The following is an 18116-nucleotide window of genomic DNA, read 5'->3' as shown; positions in this document are numbered from 1 at the left end:
AGTGGCTCTACCACCACTCCCAGCGGGGGGACGTCGTCAAGTACGTCAACAGCCCCCGCAAGCTCGAGGACCGCAACGGCTGGACCGACTGGAACGTCCCGTGGCGCACGTGGCTCAAGGGCTCGGCCCTCGAGGCCCCGGCCACGTCCGACAACGCCTGAGAGAGGCGCTGGGCCGCCCTGCTGGCCGCCCCGCCGACCCGGCGCGGCGGATCTGCCTCCGTGTGGGGCCTCATCCGGGCCTGAGACGGTCGAGGATCCACCGCCCACCCTGCGCCGGGGCCGGACACGACGAGGCCCCGCCAGCTGGTGCTGACGGGGCCTCGTGCGGTGCGGTGGACGGTCAGTGGACCCGGGGGACACCCGTCTCCGACACGCCCTGGAACTCGTCGCCCAGCTCGACGGGGTGACCGTCGTGCTCGCCGAGGTGCTCCGCGGCATGGTGGACGTCGTCGACCGTGGGCTTGTCGAGCGCATCGCGGTAATAGAACGCGCGCGCCTTGGCCTGCAGCCTGGCCTTGCGGCCGTGGGGGGCCGCGACGCCGTTGCCGTCGGTCTCGGCCAGAGCCTCGAGTGCCGGGGTCCGGTCGTGCGCCGTCAGCGTGTACTGCGTGCCGATGGGCAGCGGAGCGTGGCGCTCGGAGAACCCGCCGTCAGGCGTGCGCTCGATGACTCCGGTCTCGTAGCCGTGCAGGATGCGGTTGGCATCAGCACGCTGCAGCCCGATGCAGATCCGCTTCGTGACCATGAACGCGATGACCGGGAAGACGAACAGCCCGATGCGCAGCACCCACGTGATGGCGTAGATGTCCATGTGGAACTTGGTCGCGATGATGTCGTTGCCGCCACCGATCCACAGCACGGCGTACGCCGTCATGCCGGCGACACCCAGGGCCGTACGGACCGGGGCGTTGCGCGGACGCTCGAGCAGGTGGTGGTCCCGGTCGTCGCCGGTGATCCACTTCTCGAGGAACGGCCAGGCGCCGAGGACGACGAACAGGCCGGTCAGGGCTCCGACGGCGGGGATGAAGACGTTCATGCTCCACGTGTAGTTGAAGAGCGTGAACTCCCAGCCGGGCATGAGGCGGACAGCTCCCTCGGAGAAGCCCATGTACCAGTCAGGCTGCGAGCCGGCGGTGACCTCGGAGGGGTTGTACGGGCCGTAGGCCCAGATCGGGTTGATCTGCAGCAGCGCACCCATGAGGGCCGTGAAGCCGAAGACGACGAAGAAGAATCCGCCGGCCTTGGCTGCGTAGACCGGGAGCATCGGGTAGCCGACGACGTTGTTCTCGGTGCGTCCGGGTCCAGGCCACTGCGTGTGCTTGTGGTAGATCAGCAGCAGCATGTGGGCGCCGATGAGCCCCAGCAGCAGCGCCGGGATCAGCAGGATGTGCGCCATGTAGAGGCGCGGGATGATGATGTCGCCGGGGAACTCCCCACCGAAGATGAAGAACTCCAGGTACGAGCCGACGAGCGGGATCGACCGCAGCAGGCCGTCGACGAAGCGGAGGCCGGTGCCCGACAGCAGGTCATCGGGGAGCGAGTAGCCCGCGAAGCCCTCGATGAGGCCCAGCGACAGCAGGCCCACACCGATCAGCCAGTTGATCTCACGCGGCTTGCGGTACGCGCCGGTGAAGAACACGCGCAGCATGTGGACCAGCATCGCGGCGATGAACAGCGCGGCTGCCCAGTGGTGGATCTGGCGGATCAGCAGACCACCGCGGATGTCGAACGAGATGTCGAGCGTCGACTTGTACGCACTGGACATCTCGAGGCCGTTGAACGGCGCGTAGGAGCCGTGGTAGTGGACCTCGGTCATGCTGGGCTGGAACCACAGGGTCAGGAAGACGCCGGTCAGCAGCAGGACGACGAAGCTCCACAGCGCGATCTCGCCGAGCATGAACGACCAGTGCTCGGGAAAGACCTTGCGCAGGTTCTTCTTCGCGACACCGGCCAGGCCGAGCCGGTCATCGAGCCAACCGACGGGACCGGCGGCCTTCTTGCCGAACCCGGTCTCCTCGACTGGGGTGTACTCCTCGGTCGTGCTCATGACTTGTTGTCCAGCTTCTTCTGGTCTCGCGCGAGCTCAGGATAGCTCGGTGCGACGATCTCGGGGAAGTCACTCATGGCGATCAGGTATCCCTCCTCGTCCAGGCCGAGCGGGAGCTGCGGCAGGGGACGGTGAGCGGGGCCGAAGACGACCTTGCCGTTGTCGGCCAGGTCGAACGTCGACTGGTGGCACGGGCAGAGCACGTGGTGGGTCTGCTGCTCGTACAGGCTGATGGGGCAGCCGACGTGCGTGCAGATCTTGGAGTAGCAGAGGATGCCGTCGATGCCCCAGTTCTCGCGGCCCTTCGACGCCTGGACGTCCTCGGGACGCATCCGGACGACGATGATCGCGGCCTTGCTCTTGGCCTGCAGGAGCGCGGTGCCCTCAAGCAGCCGCTCGCCGTCGGCGTCCGTCTCGTAGACGATCGCGGGCTCGCCGTTGACGAGCTGACCGACCTGGAGGTCGGACGGCTTGATCGGCGTGCCGGTCACGTCGTTGACCAGGCGCATGCCCTTCTTCCAGACCGTGTTGCGCTGGTTGTTGGGGAGCGGGCCGAGGTCGCGCAGCAGGACGATCGTCGGCAGCGCCAGGGCGCCCATCGCGCCGAAGAGGCTGTTGCGGATCATCGGGCGCCGGCCGAAGCCGGACTCGCTGATGCCCGCGTTGATGTCGCTCATGACCGCGGCGCGGTCCTCGTCCGACGAGCGCGACGGGTGGCGCATCTCGACCATCTCGTGATCGCCCATGAGCTTCTTGGCCCACTGGATGATCCCGACGCCCATGAGCAGCAGGGCCAGGCCGAGGGTCGTGCCGAACGTGAAGTTCTGCGCCGACCAGCCGAGGAACGTCTGGTCAGCGTCGATCAGGAAGTACGCGAAGCAGAACGCCAGGAGCAGCAGCGCGGCGATGCGGAACATCCACGCAATCTGGCGCTCGGTGCGCCGGGACTGCGACTCGTCGACGTCCTGGGGCCGGTACTGGTGCTCCGCGAGGCCCGGGTCGCCGATCGGCTCGGTGTCGTGGACCGTGTCGAGCTCGTCGCTCATTTCTTCTTCACCCTCGCTCCGTGTGCTCCGATCCAGATGGCCGCGATGACGAGGCCACCGATCCCGATGATCCAGGTGAACAGTCCGTCCACCACGGGACCGAGGCCGCCGCCGGCGAGTCCGCCGTAGTTGGGCTGCGACTGGACCTGCTTGACGTACGCGATGATGTTGCGCTTGTCCTCAGGCGTGATGACGTCGTCGGAGAAGACCGGCATCTGCTGCGGGCCGGTGATCATGGCCTCGGCGATGTGCTTGGCGCTGACGCCCTTGAGCGTCGGGGCGTACTTGCCGCCGGGCATCGCACCGCCGGCGCCGACCGAGTTGTGGCACGCGGTGCAGTTGCTGCGGAACAGCTCGCCACCCTCGCGGACGTCCTCCTCGTTGGCCTTGTCGATGTCGGTGTACTCACCGTCCGGCACGGCCGGCCCGGGGGACAGCGACGCGACGTAGGCCGCCAGCTGGCGGGTCTCCTCGTCGGTGTAGACGGGGGCCTTGCGCGGGGCCTGCGGGGCGGTCTGGGCCATCGGCATGCGCCCGGTCCCGACCTGGAAGTCCACCGCTGCGGCCCCGACACCGACCAGCGTGGGGCCGTAGTTGCCGCCGCGCTTGGTCTCGATGCCGGTCGCGTTCGTGCCGTGGCAGCTCGCGCAGCCGACGAGGAAGAGCTTGCGCCCCGCCTCGACATCATTGCTGGTGGCTTCCGCCGCAGTGGCCGGCTTCGGCGCGAACGCCGAGTAGAGGCCTCCCGCGACGACGAGCCCCAGCAGGAGCACGACAAATCCGGCGAGTGGATGCCGGCGTCTCGTGGACAGTTTCCGCACCGAGAACCTCATTCCTGGAAGTAAATTCAGCGTACCTGTGTGTCGGACGCTGGGCTGAGTGAAAGTTGGGGCTAGCGGAGGAGGTAGATCGTGGCGAACAGCCCGACCCACACGATGTCCACGAAGTGCCAGTAGTACGACACGACGATGGCGGAGATCGCTTGCTCATGGGTGAACTTGCGGGCCGCGAACGTACGTCCGATCACCAGCAGGAATGCGACCAGACCACCGATGACGTGCAGGCCGTGGAAGCCGGTCGCGAGGTAGAAGAGGCTGCCGTAGGGCGAGCCGGCGATCGTGACGTTCTCGTGGACCAGCTCGGCGTACTCGGTGGCCTGGCCGCCGATGAAGATCGCGCCCATGAAGTACGTGAGGATGAACCACTCACGCATGCCCCACTCGCTGATCTGGAACAGGCGGCCCGTGCGGCCCGCCTTGCCTCGCTCGGCGGCGAACACGCCGAACTGGCAGGTCACCGAGGACAGCACGAGGATCGTCGTGTTGGCCGTCGCGAAGGGGATGTTGAGCTTGTCGGTCTCCGTCGCCCACAGCTCCGGCGAGATGTTCCGGATCGTGAAGTACGCGGCGAAGAGGCCGGCAAAGAACATGAGCTCGCTGGAGAGCCACACGATGGTCCCCACCGTCACCATCGACGGTCGGCCTTCTTGGCCATGGAGTCGGGAAGCAGGAATCACGGATGTAGTCGCCACGCGATCATTATGTACGATCGACTCGTGAGTGAGCACAAGCCCCTACGTGTCCTGGTCTACAGCGACGATCGAGACGTCCGAGCCGCTGTGATCTCAGCACTCGGGACTCGTCCTCACCCCGACCTGCCGAGCTTCGAGTACGTCGAGACGGCGACCGAGCCGGTCGTCTTCCAGCACCTCGACTCCGGCGACATCGACCTCGTGATCCTCGACGGGGAGTCCGTGCCCGCCGGTGGCCTGGGCATCGCCCGCCAGGTCAAGGACGAGATCTACCAGGCTCCGCCGGTGCTCGTGATCACCGGACGTCCCCAGGACGCGTGGCTCGCGACGTGGTCCCGCGCCGAGGCGGCCGTCTCGCACCCGATCGAGCCGATCCGTCTCGCCGAGGTCGTCGTCGACCTGGCCCGCGGCGTGCTCCAGCCCGGCTGAGGGCGACCGACATGCCACAGACGTGGCCCGACGTGCTGACGGCACTCGTGGCCGGTCAGGACCTCGACGCCTCCACGACGGTCTGGGCGATGGACCAGATCCTGGCCGGTGAGACGACCGACTCGCAGATCGCCGGCTTCGCGGTCGCGCTGCGCGCCAAGGGCGAGACGGCCGAGGAGCTGCGCGGCCTCGCCGACGCGATGCTCGCCCGCGCGACCCGGCTGGACATCCCGGGACGATTCGTCGACATCGTCGGCACGGGCGGGGACCGCTCCCGCACGGTCAACATCTCCTCGATGTCCGCCGTCGTCGCCGCCGGCAGTGGTGTCGGCGTCGTCAAGCACGGCAACCGGGCGGCGTCCAGCGCCAGCGGCACCGCGGACGTGTTCGAGGTCCTCGGCATCCGGCTGGACGTCCCGGCCGCCCGCATCCCCGACGTGTTCGCGCGCAGCGGCATCACGTTCTGCTTCGCCCCGGTGTTCCACCCGTCGTTCCGTCACACCGCCGTGCCGCGTCGCGAGCTCGGCATCGCGACCCCGTTCAACTTCCTGGGCCCGCTCACCAACCCGGCCCAGCCCGCAGCGTCCGCGATCGGTTGCGCGGACGTCCGGATGGCGCCCCTGATGGCCGAGGTGCTCGCCACCCGGGGCCACGACGCCTTCGTGTTCCGTGGTGAGGACGGGCTCGACGAGATCACGATCACCACGACGACCCGCGTGTGGGAGGTGACCGGCGGCGAGGTCGTGGAGACCGTCCTCGACCCCACCGAGCTGGGATTCGAGCTCGCACCCCCGGCCAGCCTCGCGGGCGCCGACCCGACGTTCAACGCCGACGTCTTCCGCCGCGTCGTCGGCGGCGAGGTCTCCCCGGTGCGCGATGCCGTGCTGCTCAACGCGGGGGCGGCGATCGCGGCCCACGCGGCGGCGGGCGGGCCGTTGGTCGAACGTCTGGCCGCGGGCGTCGAGCGTGCCCGGGCCTCGATCGACTCCGGCGCGGCCGCCGAGACCCTCGCGAAGTGGGCGGCGGCGACGCAGGAGCTGGCTGGTCGCTGACCCGCGGGACCTACAGGCCGATGCTGAACGCGTCCTCGAGGTCGTGCTGGCTGTAGGCCCGGTAGGCGATCTGGGTCTGCGTCGACAACACCCCGTCGACCTTGTTGAGCTGATCGGCGACGACCGACGAGACGTCGTCGATCTCGCGGACCCGCACCATCGCCACCAGGTCGAGCTCGCCGGTCACGGAGTAGACCTCGCTGACGCCGTCGATCGCGGCGATCTGCTCGGCGATCTCGGAGAGGCGCGCGACCTCGGCCTGGATGAAGACGATGGCGGTGATCATGCGCCCAGCCTAGCCACGACCCGTCGACCGAGGCGCTAACCAGGCTGCTGCAGGAGCTGCCAGGACGAGCTCGCCTCCTCGAACGGCGTGAGGTGGCGTGCCGCACCCTCGAGCGGCGCGTGCCACGACCCCCTGACCATCCGCAGACCCGGCGAGTCGAGCCACCGCAGGAGGGTCTCGGTCTCCTCGGCGGTTGCCGCCGGGATCGGCCCGAACCCGCCCACGACCGTCTCGGCCGTCGCCAGCAGCGCGTCGACCCACCCGGTCGGATGGGTGCCGCGTGGGAGCACCCCGGCCGCGGCGAGCCGGCCGTGGCGGATCACGTGGATCTCCCAGCCCTGCGGGTGCGGGATCGCCGCGACGAGCTCCTCGGCGCCGGTCAGCTCACGCAGCCGCTGCGTCCGCACGACAGCGCGCAGGAAACCCGTCAGCCGGTCCCGCCACATCGCGGCGTCCTCGAAGCGCTCGGCTCGGGCGAGGTCGAGCATGTGCTGGCGGACGGCGGTCACGAGCTCCTGCGGGTCGCCGGTCATCGCGCGGCGGACGCGCTGGACCTCCGCGGCGTACTCCTCGACATCGGCCGAGCCGTCGCAGGGCGACAGGCAGTGCCCCATCTCGGCGAGCGCGCAGGCCGTCCGCTTCGAGCGCAGCACGAGACGCGGCGTGCACTGGCGGATCTTGTAGGAGTCGTGCAGCGCCGTCAGCGCCCCCTCGGCGGCCGAGCGACCCCGGAACGGCCCGATGTAGTCGGCCTCGTCGTCCAGGATCGTCCGGACGATCGACAACCGGGGCCAGGGTTCCCGGGTCAGCTTGAGCCACGTCAGGCGCTCGGGGAACCGGGAGCGTCGGTTGTAGGGCGGTCGGTGCCGGCCGATCAGCCGCAGCTCGCGGACCTGCGCCTCGAGGGCCGTCGCGCACACGATCCCCTCGATGCGCTGGGCCAGCATGACCATCTCGCCCATGCGGGTGCGGGTCTCGGCCTTGGTGAAGTAGGAACGGGTGCGCGTTCGGAGGTTGCGTGACGTGCCGACGTAGAGGATGTCGTCGTTGGCGTCGCGGAAGAGGTATACGCCGGGCGCCTCGGGCAGGTGCTCGGCGAGGTGGCGCTTGCGGCGCTGCTCAGGCTTGACCTTGGAGGTGTAGGTCGACACCTCCTCGAGCGTCGTGACGCCGAACGGCCCCAGTCGCTCGAACAGTGCGTGCAGCACGTCGACCGTCGCCCGCGCGTCCGACAGGGCCCGGTGGTTGGGCGTCGAGGTCGCGCCGAATGCCGCGGCGAGCGTCGACAGCTTGCAGTTGGGCACCTCCTCGCGGCTCAGCACCCGGCGGGCCAGTACCGCGGTGTCCAGCGTCTCGAAGCCGGGCCACGGGATCCCGAGCTCCCGGCTGAAGTGCTTGAGGAAGCCCACGTCGAACGGGGCGTTGTGCGCCACGAGGACCGTGCCGCGGGCGAACTCCAGGAAGCTGGGCAGGACCTCCGCGATGCGGGGCGCCCCGATGACCATCTGGTTGGTGATCCCGGTCAGGACCGTGATGTAGGCCGGGATCAGCTCGTCGGGGTTGACGAGGGTCTGGAACTCGCCCAGCACCTCGCCGCCGCGGACCTTGACGGCGCCGAACTCGGTGATCCGCGAACCCTTGGCCGCCGAGCCGCCCGTGGTCTCGAGGTCGACCACGCAGAAGGTCACGTCGGACAGCGGGCGGCCGAGCTCGTCGAACGATCCTTGCACTGCTTGCACCCGGCACACGGTAGGCGGCGGCACCGACAGACCGGGGGAGCCGCGCGGCACCTGCTGCGGTCCCCGGCGTTTTTGTCGGACGGGACTCCTAGCGTGGTCGACGTCCCCGAACGACGGGGTCAGGATCCGCCCCAGGAGGTGCCGGAAATGCACGAGTCACACGAACCCACGGACTCGGTGGTCGTCGACTGCGACCGCTGCCTCGTCCGCAGCCCCAGCGCCTGCGGCGACTGCGTCGTCACCTTCCTGCTGGGCGCGCCGCCAGCGGGCATCGAGATCGACGCCGAGGAGATGGCGGCGCTCAGCGTCCTGTCGGACGCCGGGCTGACGCCGCCGCTGCGTCTCGTGACTCCTGTCACGGGCCCCGAGACACAGGCGGTCTGACCGGCCCGTCGAAGTTGATCTGTTCCCCAGAGCACGTATAGTCGGTCCTCGTGCGTCCGGATCACGGCGGCCCTCCAGGTCGGCGTCGGGCGCACCGTCGAGTCGTCACAGTCATGGGGAAGATGTCTGGGACGAACCGGGGACCCAAGTAACTGGGGTGAATCGGACCGCGTTCGCGTGGACCGTAGGGCAATCCGAGGCCCGAATCCGTCAGCTCACCCGGTAGACGTCGAGGATGTAGGAGTTCTGCGTGCGCATGTCACGTTCTTCGGCGCGCCGCGGCATCATTGCCGCTGCTGCCATCGCCCTCACGGGCGCACTGTTCACCATTCCGTCGGCCCAGGCCGCGCCGGACGTCACGAAGAAGGACGTCGAGCGGGCCTTCCACGAGGCGGAGACGATCAACGAGCAGGTCAACGCCATCGGCGTGCGGGTCAAGCAGACCCAGGCCGAGATCGACGACATCTCCGCCGACATCGAGCACGACCTGGTCGCCTACAACGCGCAGAAGGACGAGCTCAGCGGCGCCATCGTGCAGCAGCAGATGGACGCCCCGCTCGGCCCGACGGCCAACCTGCTCGGCAGCAGCAACCCCGAGGAGTTCCTCGACGGCCTCGGCGCCGTCCAGGCCCTCAACAGCACGCGGGCCGACGCGCTCGCGCAGTTCGCCGACAGCAGCACCGCGCTGAAGAACCGCCGCGCCCAGCTGCAGGATCGTCGCAACGAGCTGGCCGCCGCCAAGAAGGATGCCGACGCCAAGCGGGCCAAGATCCAGCGGAAGTACCAGGACGCCAAGGCCGAGCTCGCTCGCCTCGACGCCGCCGATCGGGCCTCGCTCAACAGCAGCGAGACCAAGCTGGACTTCAACCCCTCGGCTGCGGGCCGGGCCAAGGCGGCCGTGGCATTCGCGCTCGCCCAGCTGGGTGAGCCGTACGTCTACGGCGGCGCGGGCCCCAACAGCTGGGACTGCTCGGGCCTCATGATGAAGGCCTGGGCGGCCGCCGGGGTCACGATCCCGCGTGTCGTCGGCCCGCAGATGTCGGCCGGCAAGCGGATCCCGCTCAGCCAGGTGCAGCCCGGCGACCTCGTCGCGTACGGCGACATGTCCCACATCGGCATGGTCCTCGGCAACGGCAAGGTCGTCCATGCGCCGCGCCCCGGCAAGAGCGTCGAGATCACCAGCATGAGCGGCTTCAGCGTCGCAGCGCGGGTTGGCTGACACCAGTCGTCGACCGTCGCCCAACGTGGCGGCGGTCCTCGTGCTGGCGCTGCTCGCCGGCGTCCTGCTGCTCTGGCAGCGACCGTGGGAGTCCTCCGACGGTGACGTGGCCTCCGCCGAGCTGCCCTCGGACGTCTCGTCCCGGCTGACCGGCCAGCTCCGGTCGCTGGCAGCGGCGGACTCCCAGAAGGATTTCGTCGCCGCGGCCGGTGACCTGCCCGACGCCACCCGGTTCGGGCGGCGCACCTGGTCGTCGCTGATCGCGCTCGGCGCGACCAATCTGGACCTCCGCTACGTCAGCGGGGGAGAGGTCGCGGACCGCGCCGACGGCTCGGCGGAGGCCGTCGTCGACGTGGCCTGGCGTGCCGGCCAGGAGTCGGGGCTCGGCGCCACCGCCCTGCACCGGTCCACCGTGGCCCTGCGGATCGCCCCGGAGGCGGACGGTGGGCTGTCGATCGTCGACGCGGCGTCGCGCAAGGGTCCGCTGCCCCTCTGGCTCGCCGGCCGGGTCGACGTCGAGCGTGGCCGCGGCACGGTCGTGGTGTCGGTCGACGGGGGGGACGGGAGCTTCCCGCTCGTGTCGATGGGCGAGGTGGCTCGCGACGCGGTCACCCAGGTGGTCCCGAAGGCCGCCGGCGAGATCACGGTGGTCATGCCGCACACCCAGGAGCAGGCCGCGATGCTGCTCGGCCAGGAGAGCGACACCGTCGCCCCGATCGCCGCCGTCGCGACCCGGCTCGACGACAGCGCCTCGGCGCGTGCCCGTGACGTCGTCGTGCTCAACCCCCGGGTGTTCACGACGATGGACCAGCGGGCTGCCCAGGTCGTGCTGACCCACGAGGCGACCCACCTGCTGACCGGCGCGGTCGGCACCCGCGCCGCGACGTGGGTCGTCGAGGGCTTCGCCGACTTCGTGGCCCTGCACGACGACACCGAGCCGCTGTCGGTCAGCGCCGGGCAGGTCCTGACCCAGGTCCGGGACGGTCGGGTCCCCAAGCAGCTGCCCGACGCCGAGCAGTTCTCCTCCGCGGGCCGTGGGCTCGGCGCGGTCTACGAGTCGACCTGGATGATCTTCCGGATGCTCGGTGAGCGTTATCCCGACAGCAGCATCGTCGAGCTCTACCGCGCGGTGCTGGCCGGCCGGCCGGTCGCCCGCGCGCTCGACGCGTCGATGGGCCTGAGCGAGAAGCAGCTCACCGCCCAGTGGCGCCGCTACCTGACGAAGAGTGCCTCGACGGTGTCGTGAAGATCGCGCAGCACCGCGGTGCGCTTGACCTTGAACGACGGTGTCAGGTAGCCATTCTCCTCGGTCCAGTCCTCCTTGAGGATCTGGAACTTGCGGATCGACTCGGCCTGCGACACCTGTGAGTTGGCGTCGTCGATCGCCTTCTGCACCTCGGCCGTGAGCTCGGGGTCGTCGAAGCCGCCGGTCCAGGCCTCCTCGTCGATCGTGACGAGCGCAGCCACGAACGGCTTGCCGTCGCCGACGACGAGGCACTGGCTGACGTAGGGGCTGGCGCGCACCCGGTCCTCGAGCATCGCGGGGGCGACGTTCTTGCCGCCGGCCGTCACGATGATCTCCTTCTTGCGGCCGGTGACGCGCACGTAGCCGTCGTCGTCGACCTCGCCGAGGTCACCCGTCGCGAACCAGCCGTCGGTGTCGATCGCCTCGGCGGTCGCGTCGTCGTTGTGCCAGTAGCCGTGGAAGACCTGGGGGCCGCGGAAGCACAGCTCGCCGTCGTCGGCGACCCGCACCTCGGTGCCGGGCAGCGGCTTGCCGACCGTGCCGACGCGCTGGTCGTCCGGCGTGTTGACGCACAGGGCGGCGGTCGTCTCGGTCAGGCCGTAGCCCTCGAGGACCGTGACCCCGATGCCGCGGTAGAAGTGGGCGAGCCGGTCGCCGAGGGGCGCGCCGCCGGAGATGGCCCACTCGGCGTGACCGCCGAGCGCGGCACGGAGCTTGCCGTAGACGAGCTTGTCGAACACTCCGTGGCGGGCACGGAGCGCGAGGCCCGGCTTGCCGGTGTCGAGGGCGCGGCTGTACGCGATCGCGGTCTGCGCGGCCCGGTCGAAGATCTTGCCCTTGCCGTCCGCGTACGCCTTGCTGCTCGCGGTGTTGAAGACCTTCTCGAACACGCGGGGGACGGCGAGCACGAACGTCGGCTGGAACGTCCCGAGGTGCGTCACGAGATCCTTGACGTCCGCGGTGTGGCCGAGCCTGGCGCCCGAGCGGATCGCGCCGACCTGGATGATCCGGGCGAAGACGTGGGCCAGCGGCAGGAACAACAGCGTCGAGGCGTTCTCCCGGCCGAACAGCTCGGGAAGGCGCTCGGTCGCGGCCTCCAGCTCGTAGCGGAAGCAGCCGTGGGTGAGCCGACAGCCCTTGGGGCGTCCCGTCGTGCCCGACGTGTAGATCAAGGTGGCCAGGGTGTCGCTCGTGAGGCCCGCGCGCCGGGCCTCGAGGTCGTCGTCGGAGACGGCCGAGCCGAGTCCGCGGATCTCGTCGAGCCCGCCGGCGTCGAGGGTCCAGACATGCTTCAGGTCGGGGGCCTCGCCACGCGACTCCTCCACGTGGCCGAGGTGGCCGTCGTTCTCGACGATCGCCGCGACGGCGCCGGAGTCCGAGAGGATCCAGCCGATCTGCGCCGCGGACGAGGTCTCGTAGATCGGGACGGTCGCCGCGCCGGTCCACCAGATGGCGTAGTCGGCGACGGTCCACTCGTAGCGGGTCTTGGACAGCAGCGCGACCCGGTCACCGGCGGCGACGCCGGCGGCGAGGAGGCCCTTGGCCACCGTGACGACGTCCCGGTGGAACTCGCCGAGGGTGACATCGGTCCAGGAGTCGCCGTCCATGCGGGCCAGCGCGACATCGTCCGCGTGGTCGGCCAGTCGGTCGAGGATGTCTTCGCTGAGGTTGCCCAGGTCGGGCGTACGAGGCTGCGTCACACACGGCAGGCTACCGGTGCAGAACGCCCTGTCGCGTGCGCGGGTCGCCGGTTCGCGGGGAGTCGGGCGTCACCCGTCCGGGCGGAGTGCCCGGGCGTGCCGGTGGGACCCGTGCCACTAGCATGGGGTGACACCACCGAGCGGATGAGGAGGGCTGATGGCGAGGACCACGAGTGACATCGTCATCGACGCTCCGGCCGACAGGATCATGGGCGTTATCGCGGACTTCTCGTCCTACCCCGTGTGGGCGACCGGCGTGAAGACGGCCGACATCGTCACGACGACCGCCGACGGCCGCGCCGAGCAGGTGCACTTCGTGCTGGACGCCACGCCGATCCGGGACGAGTACGACCTCGGCTACGTGTGGGACGGCGACCGCACCGTCTCGTGGAGCCTGGCCGCGCCCGGCTCGATGCTGACCTCGATGGACGGCGCGTACGTCCTGGACCCGGTCGACGGTGACCGGACGCGGGTGACCTACCAGCTGGCGGTCGACGTCTCCGTCCCGCTGCTCGGGATGCTGAAGCGCAAGGCCGAGAAGGTCATCATCGACACCGCCCTCAAGGGGTTGAAGAAACAGGTCGAGTCCCAGTGACCGGACCTGACTCGGCCGCCGCCGGTGCGTTCCCGCCGGGATCGGCCGACGCGGAGCCCGTCGGCTCGGTCGCCGAGGAGGCCTTCAAGCTGTTCCGGGCCGTGACGACCTCCTCGGCGGTGCCCGGTGACGACCCGACCCACGTGTGCGCCGAAGCCTGGTGCCCCGCGTGCCGCGTGGTGGGTCTCGTGCGCGACCACCCGGAGGCGATCGCCTCGGTGACCCATTCGGCAGCCCAGCTGGCCCGGTCCCTCAGGGACCTGGTCGACACAGCCCTCGCCCCGCAGGAGAAGCAGTGACCCTCGCCATCGGCGTCGACATCGGCGGCACCAAGATCGCGGCAGGCCTCGTGTCCGAGGCCGGCGAGATCGTCGAGTCCTCGGAGGAGCCCACCCCCGACGACGCGACCAAGATCCCGGCCATCGTGGCCGACCTGGTCGGGCGGCTGACGGGCGACGAGAAGCCCGTCGGCGTCGGCATCGGCGCCGCCGGGTTCGTCGGCGAGGACCGGGCGACGGTCCGCTTCGCGCCCAACATCGCGTGGGCGGAGGAGCCGCTCGCCGAGCACGTGCGTGCCCTCGTCGACCTGCCGATCGTGGTCGAGAACGACGCCAATGCCGCGGCCTGGGGCGAGTTCCGCTTCGGCGCCGGTGAGGACACCGACGACCTGCTGCTGATCACGCTCGGCACCGGCATCGGTGGCGGCATCGTCCACCGGGGGCAGCTGTTCCGCGGGGGCTTCGGCGTCGCGGCCGAGATCGGACACATGCGCGTCGTGCCCGACGGGCTCCTGTGTGGCTGCGGCCAGCACGGCTGCTACGAGCAGTACGGCAGCGGGAGTGCGCTGGTGCGGGCCGCCCGGGAGCGGGTCGCCAACCAGGACCCCGCGGCGAGCGCGATCGCGCGGCTCGCCGACGGCGACCCGGGACGCATCACGGGTCCCGCCCTGACCCAGCTGGCGCGTGAGGGTGACCCCCTGGCCGTCGACCTGCTGATCGACCTCGGCCGGTGGGTCGGAGAAGGGGCTGCCGTGCTCGCCACGATCCTCGACCCCAGCGTCATCGCGATCGGTGGTGGCGTCGCTGCCGCCGGTGACCTGCTGCTGACCTCGGTCGTGGAGGCCTTCGAGTCGCACCTGCCGGCCCGGGCGCACCGCCCGGAGGCCTCGCTGCGGCTCGCGGCCCTCGGCAACTCCGCCGGCATCATCGGCGCTGCCGACCTCGCCCGAGTAGAGCCGGTCTGATGGCGGACAAGCTCGCGGTCGGCATCGACATCGGCGGCACCAAGATCGCCGCCGGCGTCGTCGACGAGGACGGCCACATCCTGGCACGGCTCAAGCGGGAGACGCCCACGACCGAGCCGCTCGAGGTCATCGACGCGATCGCCGACATCACCGAGGAGTTCCGCCGGGAGCACCACATCCGGGCCATCGGGGTCGGCGCGGCCGGCTTCGTCGACGCGACGCAGTCGACCGTCCTGTTCGCCCCGCACCTGGCCTGGCGGCACGAGCCGCTGCGTGACTCGGTCGCCCGCCGCACGGGCCTGCCCGTGCTGGTCGACAACGATGCCAACGCGGCCGGCTGGGCCGAGTGGCGCTTCGGCGCGGCCCAGAACGAGGCCGACCTGGTCCTCATCACCCTCGGCACCGGCATCGGCGGCGCGATCGTGATCGACGGTCAGCCGTACCGCGGTCAGTTCGGCATCGCCGGCGAGTTCGGCCACATGCAGGTCGTGCCGGGCGGCAACCAGTGCGAGTGCGGCAACCGCGGCTGCTGGGAGCAGTACGCCAGCGGGCGCGTGCTGACCCGGCGCGCCCGGGCGGCCGCGACGGACGGCACCGACTTCGGCAAGCGCCTGCTGGCCGAGGCCGGCGACGCCGTCGACCGCATCGAGGGCCACCTCGTGACCAAGCACGCCAAGGCCGGCGACGCCGAGGCCGTCGAGTGGATCGCCGACGTCGGCGACTGGCTGGGCGTGGGCATCGCCAACCTCGCCGCGGCGCTCGACCCGGGCATGTTCGTGATCGGTGGCGGCGTCAGCGACGCCGACCAGCTCCTGATCGGTCCCGCACGGGCGGCGTTCTCACGCACCCTGACCGGGCGCGGCTTCCGCGCCGAGGCGCGGATCGTCCGGGCTCACCTGGGTCCGGAGGCCGGCCTGATCGGTGCGGCGGACATGGCCAGGCTCACAGCACGGCGCCGTCGTCCGGCCAATCCCTCCGCCCGGGCCCGTGTTCGGGCAGCTGCAAGAAAAGGTATATCGCCGAAGCCACGAAGATGAGCACGGCGCCGGCGAGGATCGACCGGTCGAGGAACACGTGCACCACCGTGGCCAGCACCAGGGCCAGCGGGGCGCAGACCAGGCCGATCCAGGCGAGCAGCACGCTGCGCCGGCGGGGGACCAGCGGCGTCGAGTCGACCTTGCGGTAGAACGGCTCCTCGGTCTCGACCGGCTCGTCGTCCTCGGGCGCCCAGTGCAGCGGCGGGTCCTCGACGACCGGGTCCGCGGGCTCGTCCGGAAAGGAGAAGTCGAGGTCGAGCCCCTCCACGATCCGGTCGAAGTCGTCCTTGTCAGTCACGGCGGGCTCCGACGTGCTGGGCGATGAAGTCGTCGGTCGCGGTGAAGATCCGGGCCGCGTCGTGGTCGAGCGTCGCGACGTGGAAGCTGTCCTCGAGGGCCACGAACTCCTTCACGGTGGAGGAGACACCGTCGAGGATGATCGTCTTCGACGTGGCGTCGACGACGTGGTCGTCGGTCGACCGGAAGAGCAGCAGCGGCTGGGTCACCTTCGGCAACCCCGCCCGTACGTCCTTCCACATCCTGACCTGCGAGGCGAGGGCCTTCAGCGGGGTCTTGTCGTAGCCGATCTCGTCCTGGCCGGGCTTCTTGATGTCGTTGCCGATGCCGGGCATCGCGGGCACGACCCACTGCAGCGCGGGCACGAGCTTGATGTCGAGACGGGCGACGTTGACCGCCGGGTTGACCAGGACCAGGGCGTCGACGTCGGTGGGGCGCTGCTCGGCGAGGCGCAGCGCGAGGCAGCCGCCCATCGACAGGCCGGCCACGACGACCCGGTCGCAGCGCGACCTCAGGTCGGTCAGCGCGGCGTCGACCTCGGCGTACCAGTCCTGCCAGCGGGTCGTGTTCATGTCCTTCCACGTCGTCCCGTGTCCGGGCAGGCGTGGGACGCGGACGGTGTGCCCCGCATCGGCGAGGTGCTGGGCCCACGGCGTCATCGAGGCCGGTGAGCCGGTGAACCCGTGACTCAGCAGCACACCGACGGGGCCTCCCTCGGCGGAGTACGGCTCGGTACCGGGCACCAGGGTCGACGTCATGTCCTCATCCTCCCTCATGGGGTGTCGTGCCGCGAAGCGTCCTGCGAAAGGGGTGTTGTTCGGAGTAGTGTCCTGTCCGTGTTCTATTGGTTCCTGAAGTTCCTCGCGCTGGGTCCCTTGCTCAAGCTGATCTTCAGACCATGGGCCGAGGGCACGGAGAACGTGCCCAAGGAGGGCGCCGTCATCCTCGCGAGCAACCACCTGTCGTACAGCGACTGGTTGTTCATGCCGCTCGTCATCCCGCGCCGGGTCACGTTCGTGGCCAAGGCGGAGTACTTCGAGGGCGCGGGCATCAAGGGCTGGCTGCAGAAGACGTTCTTCTCCGGGGCGGGCCAGGTGCCGATCGACCGCACCAGCGGATCGGCGGCGGCCGGCGCGATCAAGACCCAGCTGCGGCTGCTCGCCGACGGCGAGGTGTGCGGCATCTACCCCGAGGGCACCCGGTCCCACGACGGCAAGCTCTACCGCGGTCGCACCGGCGTCGCCCGCCTGGCGCTGGAGGCCAAGGTCCCCGTCATCCCGCTGGCGGTCATCGGCACCGATGTCGTCGCGCCCCCCGGCAAGATCTTCGGCAAGTTCGCCCGTCCGGGCGTCCGCTTCGGCAAGCCGCTGGACTTCAGCCGCTACGACGGCATGCAGGACGACCGCTACATCCTGCGGGCCATCACCGACGAGATCATGTACGAGATCATGCGGCTCTCCGACCAGGAGTACGTCGACCTCTACGCCCAGGACGCCAAGAAGCGCGACCAGGCACGCGAGCGCGAGGCGGCCAAGATCGCCGCGCAGGCCGAGGCCGACGAGGTCTGGGACGAGATCAAGCCCGACTGACCACCCCGTCCACCACGAGGAGATCCACATGCGCGTCGGCCTGCTCACCGGGGGTGGGGACTGCCCCGGCCTCAATGCCGTGATCCGTGGCGTGGTCCGCAAGGGGGTGGCGTCGTACGGGCACGAGTTCATCGGCTTCCGGGACGGCTGGCGGGGGCCGCTCGAGAACGACACCATGACGCTCGGCATCGACGAGGTGCGCGGGATCCTGCCCCGCGGCGGCACGATCCTGGGCTCGTCCCGCACCAACCCGTTCGCGATCGACGACGGCGTGGGACGCATCAAGGACAACCTCGCGGCGAACGGGGTCGACGCGCTGATCGCGATCGGCGGCGAGGACACGCTCGGCGTCGCGACCAAGCTGGCGGATCTCGGCGTCAAGGTCGTCGGGGTGCCGAAGACGATCGACAACGACCTGTCGGGCACCGACTTCACGTTCGGCTTCGACACCGCGGTCAACATCGCGACCGAGGCGATCGACCGGCTCCACACGACGGCCGAGTCGCACCACCGGGTGCTGGTCGTCGAGGTCATGGGCCGCCATGCCGGCTGGATCGCGCTCCACAGCGGCCTCGCGGGCGGCGCCAACATCATCCTGATCCCGGAGCGTCCGTTCGACATCGCCAAGGTGTGCGCGCAGGTCGAGAGCCGCTTCGCGACGCACTACTCGCCGA

The 18116-nt window shown here is 70.2% G+C and carries 20 protein-coding genes and 1 riboswitch; of the genes, 11 read left to right on the top strand and 9 right to left on the bottom strand.

Annotated features, from left to right (window positions below):
• Positions 1–342: 342 nt before the first annotated feature.
• The 4 genes from JWQ91_RS10465 to JWQ91_RS10450 all read right to left on the bottom strand — a co-directional run bounded on the left by JWQ91_RS10465 (position 343) and on the right by JWQ91_RS10450 (position 4557).
• Positions 343–2049 (bottom strand): cytochrome bc complex cytochrome b subunit, encoded by a 1707-nt coding sequence (locus tag JWQ91_RS10465; protein ID WP_297783356.1) that lies wholly within the window; start codon positions 2047–2049, stop codon positions 343–345.
• Positions 2046–3095: a Rieske 2Fe-2S domain-containing protein gene (locus JWQ91_RS10460; RefSeq protein WP_297783353.1), complete on the bottom strand. Its 1050-nt coding sequence runs from the start codon at positions 3093–3095 to the stop codon at positions 2046–2048. Before JWQ91_RS10460 ends, JWQ91_RS10465 begins: the two co-directional genes overlap by 4 nt.
• Positions 3092–3916, bottom strand: a complete 825-nt coding sequence (locus tag JWQ91_RS10455; RefSeq protein WP_297783350.1) for a cytochrome c — start codon at positions 3914–3916, stop codon at positions 3092–3094. The genes JWQ91_RS10460 and JWQ91_RS10455 overlap by 4 nt, the downstream gene beginning before the upstream one ends.
• 71 nt (positions 3917–3987) lie before the next feature.
• Positions 3988–4557 carry a heme-copper oxidase subunit III gene (locus tag JWQ91_RS10450; protein ID WP_297783347.1) on the bottom strand — a complete coding sequence of 190 codons (570 nt, stop codon included), beginning with the start codon at positions 4555–4557 and terminating at the stop codon, positions 3988–3990.
• 93 nt (positions 4558–4650) lie between these two features.
• On the opposite strand from JWQ91_RS10450, the gene JWQ91_RS10445 reads away from it, so the two are divergent.
• Positions 4651–5055 (top strand): hypothetical protein, encoded by a 405-nt coding sequence (locus tag JWQ91_RS10445; protein WP_297783344.1) that lies wholly within the window; start codon positions 4651–4653, stop codon positions 5053–5055.
• An 11-nt stretch (positions 5056–5066) separates the two neighbouring features.
• On the top strand, positions 5067–6107 hold the full coding sequence (gene trpD, locus JWQ91_RS10440) for an anthranilate phosphoribosyltransferase (RefSeq protein WP_297783341.1): 1041 nt from the start codon (positions 5067–5069) through the stop codon (positions 6105–6107).
• A gap of 10 nt (positions 6108–6117) precedes the next feature.
• Here trpD and JWQ91_RS10435 read toward each other — a convergent pair whose 3' ends face one another.
• Both JWQ91_RS10435 and JWQ91_RS10430 read right to left on the bottom strand, forming a co-directional pair.
• On the bottom strand, positions 6118–6393 hold the full coding sequence (locus tag JWQ91_RS10435; RefSeq protein WP_297783338.1) for an Lrp/AsnC ligand binding domain-containing protein: 276 nt from the start codon (positions 6391–6393) through the stop codon (positions 6118–6120).
• Between the two features lie 35 nt (positions 6394–6428).
• The gene (locus JWQ91_RS10430) at positions 6429–8132 is read right to left on the bottom strand and encodes a DEDD exonuclease domain-containing protein (protein ID WP_297783335.1); all 1704 of its coding nucleotides are present in this window, start codon (positions 8130–8132) and stop codon (positions 6429–6431) included.
• Positions 8133–8279: 147 nt separating this feature from the next.
• Between JWQ91_RS10430 and JWQ91_RS10425 the strand changes: the two genes are divergently transcribed.
• The 3 genes from JWQ91_RS10425 to JWQ91_RS10415 all read left to right on the top strand — a co-directional run bounded on the left by JWQ91_RS10425 (position 8280) and on the right by JWQ91_RS10415 (position 10981).
• Positions 8280–8516 (top strand): hypothetical protein, encoded by a 237-nt coding sequence (locus JWQ91_RS10425; protein ID WP_297783333.1) that lies wholly within the window; start codon positions 8280–8282, stop codon positions 8514–8516.
• 95 nt (positions 8517–8611) lie between these two features.
• Positions 8612–8752: riboswitch (cyclic di-AMP (ydaO/yuaA leader) on the top strand.
• A 20-nt stretch (positions 8753–8772) separates the two neighbouring features.
• Positions 8773–9735, top strand: a complete 963-nt coding sequence (locus JWQ91_RS10420) for an NlpC/P60 family protein (RefSeq protein WP_297783330.1) — start codon at positions 8773–8775, stop codon at positions 9733–9735.
• Positions 9728–10981, top strand: coding sequence for a hypothetical protein (locus JWQ91_RS10415; protein WP_297783327.1), 1254 nt, complete (start codon positions 9728–9730; stop codon positions 10979–10981). The genes JWQ91_RS10420 and JWQ91_RS10415 overlap by 8 nt, the downstream gene beginning before the upstream one ends.
• Here the strand turns inward: JWQ91_RS10415 and JWQ91_RS10410 are convergent.
• On the bottom strand, positions 10948–12681 hold the full coding sequence (locus tag JWQ91_RS10410; protein ID WP_297783324.1) for an AMP-dependent synthetase/ligase: 1734 nt from the start codon (positions 12679–12681) through the stop codon (positions 10948–10950). The two genes, JWQ91_RS10415 and JWQ91_RS10410, sit on opposite strands and share 34 nt — an antisense overlap.
• A 157-nt stretch (positions 12682–12838) precedes the next feature.
• On the opposite strand from JWQ91_RS10410, the gene JWQ91_RS10405 reads away from it, so the two are divergent.
• From JWQ91_RS10405 to JWQ91_RS10390, 4 genes are read left to right on the top strand one after another with little or no spacing between them, the layout of a single operon-like run.
• A complete protein-coding gene (locus JWQ91_RS10405) occupies positions 12839–13276 on the top strand; it encodes an SRPBCC family protein (protein ID WP_297783321.1) in 438 nt (145 codons plus the stop codon).
• Positions 13273–13575, top strand: a complete 303-nt coding sequence (locus tag JWQ91_RS10400) for a hypothetical protein (protein ID WP_297783318.1) — start codon at positions 13273–13275, stop codon at positions 13573–13575. The genes JWQ91_RS10405 and JWQ91_RS10400 overlap by 4 nt, the downstream gene beginning before the upstream one ends.
• The gene (locus JWQ91_RS10395) at positions 13572–14519 is read left to right on the top strand and encodes an ROK family glucokinase (RefSeq protein WP_297783315.1); all 948 of its coding nucleotides are present in this window, start codon (positions 13572–13574) and stop codon (positions 14517–14519) included. Before JWQ91_RS10400 ends, JWQ91_RS10395 begins: the two co-directional genes overlap by 4 nt.
• On the top strand, positions 14519–15556 hold the full coding sequence (locus tag JWQ91_RS10390; protein WP_297783312.1) for an ROK family glucokinase: 1038 nt from the start codon (positions 14519–14521) through the stop codon (positions 15554–15556). The genes JWQ91_RS10395 and JWQ91_RS10390 overlap by 1 nt, the downstream gene beginning before the upstream one ends.
• Here the strand turns inward: JWQ91_RS10390 and JWQ91_RS10385 are convergent.
• Together JWQ91_RS10385 and JWQ91_RS10380 are read right to left on the bottom strand one after the other, a co-directional pair.
• Complete coding sequence (locus JWQ91_RS10385) at positions 15462–15854, bottom strand: hypothetical protein (protein ID WP_297783309.1); 393 nt, start codon at positions 15852–15854, stop codon at positions 15462–15464. The two genes, JWQ91_RS10390 and JWQ91_RS10385, sit on opposite strands and share 95 nt — an antisense overlap.
• Entirely contained in the window at positions 15847–16611 is a 765-nt protein-coding gene (locus JWQ91_RS10380; protein ID WP_297783306.1) for an alpha/beta fold hydrolase, read from the bottom strand. The genes JWQ91_RS10385 and JWQ91_RS10380 overlap by 8 nt, the downstream gene beginning before the upstream one ends.
• Positions 16612–16689: 78 nt before the next feature.
• On the opposite strand from JWQ91_RS10380, the gene JWQ91_RS10375 reads away from it, so the two are divergent.
• Both JWQ91_RS10375 and JWQ91_RS10370 read left to right on the top strand, forming a co-directional pair.
• On the top strand, positions 16690–17442 hold the full coding sequence (locus tag JWQ91_RS10375; protein ID WP_297783303.1) for a lysophospholipid acyltransferase family protein: 753 nt from the start codon (positions 16690–16692) through the stop codon (positions 17440–17442).
• 28 nt (positions 17443–17470) lie between these two features.
• Positions 17471–18116: ATP-dependent 6-phosphofructokinase (locus tag JWQ91_RS10370; RefSeq protein WP_297783299.1), on the top strand; the 646-nt coding region annotated here is incomplete at its 3' end.

Source organism: Aeromicrobium sp. (genome assembly GCF_025965075.1).
GTDB lineage: Bacteria > Actinomycetota > Actinomycetes > Propionibacteriales > Nocardioidaceae > Aeromicrobium.
Note: the sequence above shows the minus strand (reverse complement) of the source record. Positions and strands in the feature narration are given on the sequence as shown.

Bases quoted from the DNA above. Each gene is read 5' to 3' on its own strand.
- JWQ91_RS10465 (WP_297783356.1), bottom strand. From the start codon at position 2,049: ATGAGCACGACCGAGGAGTACACCCCAGTCGAGGAGACCGGGTTCGGC.
- JWQ91_RS10460 (WP_297783353.1), bottom strand. From the start codon at position 3,095: ATGAGCGACGAGCTCGACACGGTCCACGACACCGAGCCGATCGGCGAC.
- trpD (WP_297783341.1), top strand. From the start codon at position 5,067: ATGCCACAGACGTGGCCCGACGTGCTGACGGCACTCGTGGCCGGTCAG.
- JWQ91_RS10435 (WP_297783338.1), bottom strand. From the start codon at position 6,393: ATGATCACCGCCATCGTCTTCATCCAGGCCGAGGTCGCGCGCCTCTCC.
- JWQ91_RS10425 (WP_297783333.1), top strand. From the start codon at position 8,280: ATGCACGAGTCACACGAACCCACGGACTCGGTGGTCGTCGACTGCGAC.
- JWQ91_RS10420 (WP_297783330.1), top strand. From the start codon at position 8,773: ATGTCACGTTCTTCGGCGCGCCGCGGCATCATTGCCGCTGCTGCCATC.
- JWQ91_RS10405 (WP_297783321.1), top strand. From the start codon at position 12,839: ATGGCGAGGACCACGAGTGACATCGTCATCGACGCTCCGGCCGACAGG.
- JWQ91_RS10390 (WP_297783312.1), top strand. From the start codon at position 14,519: ATGGCGGACAAGCTCGCGGTCGGCATCGACATCGGCGGCACCAAGATC.
- JWQ91_RS10380 (WP_297783306.1), bottom strand. From the start codon at position 16,611: ATGACGTCGACCCTGGTGCCCGGTACCGAGCCGTACTCCGCCGAGGGA.